Here is a 6,977-nt window from a genome sequence, read left to right as displayed (position 1 = left end):
CCGCCAGGCGGACCAATGGTCGGGCAAGCTCACCGAGCAGGATGAAGGCGTGAAGCACCGAGGGCGCAAGCTCTCGGACAGCGGCGCCAAGGCGCGCTTCTACCACGCGGTCAGCGAAGCGCACCTGTCGCGCATCCTCAAGGTGGATCTGGGTGAGGAACTCTTCAGCTACCACATCGACGACAAGGCGAAGCGTCTTGCCGAAATGATGGACGGCAAGCTGCTGCTGGTCACCAACGCCGAGGGCCTCGCCGCGCAGAACGTGATTCAGCGCTACAAATCGCTCGCCGACATCGAGCGCGGTTTCAAGGTGCTCAAGTCCGAGATCGAGATCGGCCCGGTGTATCACCGCCTGCCCGAGCGGATTCGCGCGCATGCGTCGATCTGCTTCATGGCGCTGATCCTGCATCGGGTGATGCGCAGCCGACTCAAGGCGGCCGATGCGGGTTACACGCCCGAGCGGGCGCTTGAGCAACTACAGCGCATCCAGCATCACCGCGTGCGCCTGAACGGCGGCGAGCCGGTGGCCGGAGTGTCGACGCTCAGCACGGAGCAGAACGAGGTGCTTCATGCCTTAGGGATAGAAAAACCAGCGGCGCCGGAGCAGTTGGCGCTGTTGTAGTGGCATTTTTGAAAGTGCGCTCTCGCAAAAACAAGCACTTGCGAGCGTAACTGTCGAACTCGGGAAGCACCGGGGTCGCAAGCTCTCGGACAGCGGCGCCAAGGCGCGCTTCTACCATGCGGTCAGCGAAGCGCACCTGTCGCGCATTCTCAAGGTGGATCTGGGTGAAGAACTCTTCAGCTACCACATCGACGACAAGGCGAAGCGTCTCGCCGAGATGATGGACGGCAGGCTCCTGCTGGTGACCAACGCCGAGGGCCTGTCCGCGCAGAACGTGATTCAGCGCTACAAGTCGCTCGCCGACATCGAGCGCGGTTTCAAGGTGCTCAAGTCCGAGATCGAGATCGGCCCGGTGTATCACCGCCTGCCCGAGCGGATTCGCGCGCATGCGTCGATCTGCTTCATGGCGCTGATCCTGCACCGCGTGATGCGTAGCCGACTCAAGGCCGCCGATGCGGGCTACACGCCCGAGCGGGCGCTCGAGCAACTACAGCGCATCCAGCATCACCGCGTGCGCCTGAACGGCGGTGAGCCGGTGGCAGGGGTGTCGACGCTCAGCACGGAACAGAACGAGGTGCTTCATGCATTGGGGATAGAAAAACCAGCGGCGCCGGAGCAGTTGGCGCTGTTGTAGTGGCATTTTTTAAAGTGCGCTCAAGCAAAAACAAGCACTTGCGAGCGTAACTGTCGAACTCGGGTGAACGGCGGCGAGCCGGTCGCGGGGGTGTCGACGCTCAGCACTGAGCAAAACGAGGTGCTTCATGCATTAGGAATCGAAAAGCCAGCGGCGCCGGAGCAGTTGGCGCTGTTGTAGTGGCATTTTTGAACGTGCGCTTTAACAAAAAAATACTTGCGCGCGTAACTGTAGAGTCGAGATGTGGCGCGGTAGCAGTAGGTTCCGCTTGTCTGTTATCCGTCCCTTTCGTCTGACGGTGCCCGAGTAGCTTTGCCATATTAACCCGGCAATCAAATAGCTTTTGATATAATCCTGGCATGGAAAAGATCGATGCCAGAAAGCTGCCGCCCGAAGCCCTCGAACATATTCGCCGCCAGGCGTTCGTGCTTCGCAAGCAAGGTTACACATGGGCGCACATCGCTGAAGTGTGCGGGGTGCATGTTGGCACTGTTTTGAAATGGGCGCGACGCGCCCAGGCCGACAGCATCGATACCGTCATCAAGGGCGGGCAACGTGGCCGCCGCCACGGCTCGGGGCGAACGCTGACGCTGGTTCAAGAAGAGCAGTTGCGCTTGAAGATCATCGGCTCGAATCCCGCTCAACTCCAGCTCGAATTCGCGCTGTGGAATCGTCGTGTGGTCATGCTCGCCATCAAACAACTGTTCGGCATCGAGATGCCCATCCGCACCGTCGGTGAGTACCTTCGGCGCTGGGGCTTCACGCCGCAGCGGCCGGTCAAGCGCGCGCTCGAGCAGGATCCGGCCCGGCTCAAGGCGTGGCTTCAGGACGAGTACCCGAAGATCGTCACGCGCGCCAAGGCTGAGGATGCCGAGATTTACTGGGGTGACGAAACCGCCATTCGCCAGGACTCGCACTGGGTGCGCGGCTACTCGATGGCGGGACTGACGCCGGAGCTTCGACTGCCGGCCGGCCGTCATGGCTCGACGTCGATGATCTCGGCGATCACCAACCAGGGCTTGGTGCGCTTCTCGTTCTTCGAGGGCGCCATTGATGCGGACCGCTTCATCGTCTTCTTGAAGGATCTTATCCAGGACGCGCAGCGCAAGGTGTTTCTGATCGTCGACAACCTGCGCGTACACCGTGGCTCTGTGCCGTTTCCAGTGGAAATTGACTTCTCAACAAACATGACGATCGGTGGTACAACCGCCCGAACCTGACGCCGACCTTGCGCCCGATGAACACCCAGATCGAAGCCCTCTTCACCACCGCACTTGGCCTGCAGCCGCCCTGGCACGTCGCCAAGGTCGAGCTCAACATAGCCAAGCGGCGGATCGACTTCGAGGTCGAGCACACCGGCGGCCGTGCAACGTGTCCGGCGTGTGGGGCCGAGCACCAGCTGATCCACGATCGGGTGCGGCGCAGCTGGCGTCACCTGGATTTCTTTCAGTTCGAAGCGTGGCTGCATGCCGAGATCCCGCGCGTGCAGTGCAACGGCTGCGGCAAGACCACGCAGCTGCCGGTGCCGTGGGCGCGTGAGGGGAGCGGCTTTACCCTGCTGTTCGAGGCGCTGAGCCTGTCGCTGTGCCAAGAGATGCCGGTGCGCCAGGCAGCCAACCAGTTGCGGGTTGCCCCGAAGCGCCTGTGGCGCCGCGTGCGCCATTACGTCGAGGTGGCCCGCGCCAAGGACGACATGTCGGGCGTCCGTTACGTTGGCATCGACGAGACCAGCGTCAAGCGCGGGCACGCGTACATCACCGTCGTGCATGACCTTGAAGCCAAGCGCCTGCTGTTTGCCACTCCCGGCCGCGATCACGGCACGTTGCAGGCCTTTGCCCAGGACATGCGTGCGCACGGCGGCGATCCGCTGGCCATTGAGCACGCCTGTATCGACATGAGCGCGGCCTACGCCAAGGGAATCGGCCAGTCGCTGCCCCATGCCCGGATCAGCTACGACCGCTTTCATGTCGTGGCGCTGGCCAACGCGGCGATGGACGAGGTGCGTCGCGAAGAGGTGCGTAGCTCGGCGGCAGCGGTGCGCGAAGCGGTCGGCGCACAGAGCAAGAAGACGCTGCGTCAGCTGCTGTGGGGGATGCGCAAGAACCCGGTGAGCTGGACCCGTGCCCAGTTCGAGGCGATGCACTGGCTGCAACGCTCGAATCTGAAGAGCGCGCGCGCCTGGCGCCTGAAGCAGGCACTGCGGCTGGTCTATCGCGATGCAGCCGCGAGCAACAGCGAGGAGATCGCACAAGGTGCCATGAACAAATGGCTGAGCTGGGCGCGCCGCAGCCGCCTCGAGCCCTTCAAGCGGCTGGCCCTCACCCTGAAGGCGCACCTCGGCGGCGTCGTGCGCGGCATGCTCGACGGACGCAGCAACGCCTACGTCGAAGCGATGAACGGCCTGCTCCAACAGACGAAGACCGCCGCCCGAGGCTTCCGCAACATCGAGAACTTCATCGCCATGGCCTACCTGCGCATGTCCAAGCTCAAGCATCTACCGCAGAACCCCCTGGTGCCGGCCGTCGCCCGCGACTACGGGCGCTACCGTCATGTTTGTTGAGAAGTCAATTTCCACTGGAAACGGCATAGAGCCTCCTCGCCTCGTTTGTCAGGTGACACCACACGGACCGCGATGCGGGCGTGGCTCAAATTTTTGTGTCCATGAGAATCAATCATGCGCACAGAGTCGGGTGAGCTTTCCGAGGGGCCGTCGTCGGTGGTAACTATGTGGTGGGGAAGGCCGTGGTTGGCGGACGTTCACCCGCCGTTGCGACTAGGAAGACAATTCGGAGGAGGCACGAAAGCCATTCCCGAAAACGATGTCACGATGAAATTCAACCTGAACCACAGTGCCGGTGCAGCATCACCGATTTTTGCATCAGCCTGTTCAGACCAACGACTGCCGGCTGGTGCGAACGACGGCGAACCCGACAAGCAGTGCGAGACCCATAAGCGACAGGGGAGTGGGTTCGGGGATCGACGCAGATCGCCCGAAATCGTCTATGGGGTAGCTTGCCGTTGGGAGAACGCCGTCTGAGTAACTTCGAGCGAACAGTGTATTGATCGAGTCGTCGTCCAGCAGGAGGTCCGTGGCAATGGGTTTGTAGACCCAGACGTCACCGGTAAAGTCGTGTGCTACTCCCATGAATGCACCAAGGCCGCCCATATAGTTCCATTTGCCGAATACACCTGTGAAAATCGCTCCCGCAAGTGTTGGCCCTACGCTTTCTGGGAAAATCCGCTCGATTGACCAGCCAATGTTGCTGATCCCCTCCGGTGGTCTTAGTTTCCAGAGCTCGTTGGTGCCGGACCAGATATAGTAAGCATCGGTGATCGGATCGTAGTCCATCCCGTGCTTGGACGTCAGCGCAAGCTTGTCGCCGAGAATCGAGTCCGGATTGATGAACATAAGGGCATTCGAAGCAGCCGGTTGATTCAGGTCCCAGAACATGAAGGAATTGAGCAACTTTTTTACATAGGTTCCGGTGACATCATCGTAGACGGTATGCCAAGCCTTGGACGTGCGGAGGAACATGCTTCGCGTGGGATCATAGGCGCCGACCCCATCCCCGGAGATGGTTTTTTTGCCCAAGATTCCAACAATCTCCCATTCGTCCTGCGCGGCGTCTTCGCTATTGACCGTGTATTTGAATAGCCGACCATAGCCTCCTTTGCCTTGCTCCGCGACGAAGACTACGTCCTTGCCATCGATTGTCGTTGCGGCGCTGACCCCGCCCTGCATGTAACGAGGCCCAACGATCCCTGCGGATGTCTGGATGGTTTGTCGGTTCTCCCACATGTTTCCACCGAGCACGTGAGGAAACATGGCGGGATTGACTTGCGAACCGGTGAGTCCGCCGACCTTGTTGGGGTCGCCTTTGGTAGGATCAAAGAAGAAAGGGCCGGCGCGTGTTACTCCATCTTCTCGCATGTACTGCTTGCCGCCACCCGGATAAGCATTGCCCCCCATCACAGCGAGGCGATTCACCCCCGGGAGGAAGACGACGTTATCGAAGGTCTCGCCTGAGATCGGGGAGTGATCTGTCCCATCAACGGTGTGCCAGTGCTTTTTCCCCGTTGCCGTGTAGCTGTAAGTAATCGCACTTGGAAGTGAAAGTCGCTCCCAGTTGAGCGTCGAGGCTGTCCACCGGTAGACTTCGTTTCCCGAATAGGTGCCGTTGTCCCCGCCCCAAACGTAGAAGTCGCCGGTGTTTGAATCGTAACCGCCACCGCTCCATGCGCTTATCACGTATCGGGGGCTGCCGGCACCAGGCGTAGATCGTTGCGGAGTTGGTGTCCACACATTGCGGAACTCATTCTGATTGACTCGCAACCAGGTCCCAGGTTCCTGCGCTTCGACTAAGGCGACGAGCGGGCTGGCGACAGGATAGGCGAGTGCGGCACCAGAAGACAGGGCTGCCGAAAGGATCAATCCGCTGAAAAGCTCCTTGCATGGTTGTGGGCGCGACATCGAAGCCTCCTGGCCGGTGGGTAGAGCGGACAAGGCTATGCTGGCAGTGAAACCGGAGAAGTCCAGCAATAAGCATGGCGGGCAACGTTTTTAACACAGGCAAGATTCGAGCCCAATCTGGATACGAAAAACCAGCATCCATGTGAAACAATGGCTTGGTAACTCTAACCCCCTTGTTGCCCCATCTTCAGTCAGTCGTGCAGAACCGATCTGTAAAGATATTCGACAGACCGAGTAGGGCAGCTAGTAAACTCTGCCCAACATTTGTTGGGGGCGTAAACGTCGTTACTGGACTGAGGATCTACCGCGATGCAATCGCTGCCGCGCTTCAGAGTTACGTTTGAGTCCTACCCGCGAAGCTCGATAGACTTGGGTATGGGTTGGCCTGTTGTCTCATGCCCACGCATCCAGAACTCCATCATCATCAGAATCCACACCATCTCGCCGTAGTAGCCCGGGTGTTCGGGCAGCAAAGTCCCGAGCAGTTCTTCGATGAACTCCGGCCGCACGATGCCGCGGCCGCGCATGCCGTCGAGCGCGTCGTGCGCGAGCGCCTTGAGCCCCTCGTGCTGACAGGCCCACACGCCGAAGGGCAGGCCGAAGCCGTGCTTCTTCTTGGCGATGATCTCGTCGGGCAGGAAGCCGCGCAGCGCCTCCTTGAAGAACCAGCGCAGGGTCATGCCCTTGACCTTCCACTCGGGCGGGATGCCGACCGAGAACTCGAGCAGCTCGTCGCTCAGCAGCGGGAAGCCTACCTCGAGCCCGGCGAGCTCGGTGGTGCCGAGCACCTTCGGCAGGTCGTTGTCCGCGAGGGTGTATTTCCACTCGTAGCCGAGCATGCGGTTGACCAGCGAGTCAGCATGCACCGCGTCCCAGGTCTCGCGCTGCAGGCGGCCGATGCGGTCGCGGTCCACCGTGTCGAGAAAGTCCGGCGAGAAGACCCTGTCGGCGCCGAGGCGCTCGAGCATGTTGTACATTTCGAAGCGTTCGGGGAGGGGCACACGCGCCTGCTCGATGTAGCTCGCACCCTTCTTCAACAGCGGGATGCGGTCCATGCCGGGCAGGCCGAAGGCGGGTTCGAGCACGCCCTTGCGCAGGGCGCCGGGCACGCGGCCGTAGAAGTCGAACACGCGCTGCTTGGCGTAGCGCGAGTTGCCGCCGAAGAGTTCGTCGCCGCCGTCGCCGGCGAGCAGTTTGTCGATGCCGTCCGCGCGCGCGCGGCTGGCGCAGACCCAGGCCGGCACCGCCGA

At 61.1% G+C, this 6,977-nt stretch carries 5 protein-coding genes and 1 pseudogene; 4 read left to right on the top strand and 2 right to left on the bottom strand.

Annotation, left to right across the window (positions count from 1 at the left end; all coding sequences use genetic code 11):
* From BB334_RS10440 to BB334_RS10425, 4 genes and pseudogenes are all read left to right on the top strand, one after another.
* Positions 1–622: IS1634 family transposase (locus tag BB334_RS10440; RefSeq protein ID WP_108722502.1), on the top strand; the 622-nt coding region annotated here is incomplete at its 5' end.
* Positions 623–686: 64 nt separating this feature from the next.
* Positions 687–1,256 (top strand): annotated as a pseudogene (locus BB334_RS10435) (IS1634 family transposase); the annotation flags it as partial.
* A gap of 359 nt (positions 1,257–1,615) precedes the next feature.
* Positions 1,616–2,476, top strand: a complete 861-nt coding sequence (locus tag BB334_RS10430) for an IS630 family transposase (protein ID WP_232756715.1) — start codon at positions 1,616–1,618, stop codon at positions 2,474–2,476.
* A gap of 17 nt (positions 2,477–2,493) precedes the next feature.
* A complete protein-coding gene (locus BB334_RS10425; protein ID WP_068803159.1) occupies positions 2,494–3,816 on the top strand; it encodes an ISL3 family transposase in 1,323 nt (440 codons plus the stop codon).
* Between the two features lie 327 nt (positions 3,817–4,143).
* Here the strand turns inward: BB334_RS10425 and BB334_RS18195 are convergent, their stop codons facing one another.
* Both BB334_RS18195 and BB334_RS10415 read right to left on the bottom strand, forming a co-directional pair.
* Positions 4,144–5,727, bottom strand: a complete 1,584-nt coding sequence (locus BB334_RS18195) for a hypothetical protein (protein WP_158014396.1) — start codon at positions 5,725–5,727, stop codon at positions 4,144–4,146.
* Between the two features lie 347 nt (positions 5,728–6,074).
* The coding region (locus BB334_RS10415) for an asparagine synthase-related protein (RefSeq protein ID WP_232756714.1) at positions 6,075–6,977 on the bottom strand (903 nt) is incomplete at its 5' end.

Source organism: Thauera phenolivorans (assembly GCF_001696715.1).
Classification (GTDB): Bacteria; Pseudomonadota; Gammaproteobacteria; order Burkholderiales; family Rhodocyclaceae; genus Thauera; species Thauera phenolivorans.
The sequence above is the reverse complement of the archived record's forward strand: the minus strand, read 5'-3'. Positions and strand labels throughout refer to the sequence as shown.

What these genes read in the sequence shown, in the direction of transcription:
- BB334_RS10430 (WP_232756715.1), top strand. Translation starts at nt 1,616, where the DNA reads ATGGAAAAGATCGATGCCAGAAAGCTGCCGCCCGAAGCCCTCGAACAT.
- BB334_RS10425 (WP_068803159.1), top strand. Translation starts at nt 2,494, where the DNA reads ATGAACACCCAGATCGAAGCCCTCTTCACCACCGCACTTGGCCTGCAG.
- BB334_RS18195 (WP_158014396.1), bottom strand. Translation starts at nt 5,727, where the DNA reads ATGTCGCGCCCACAACCATGCAAGGAGCTTTTCAGCGGATTGATCCTT.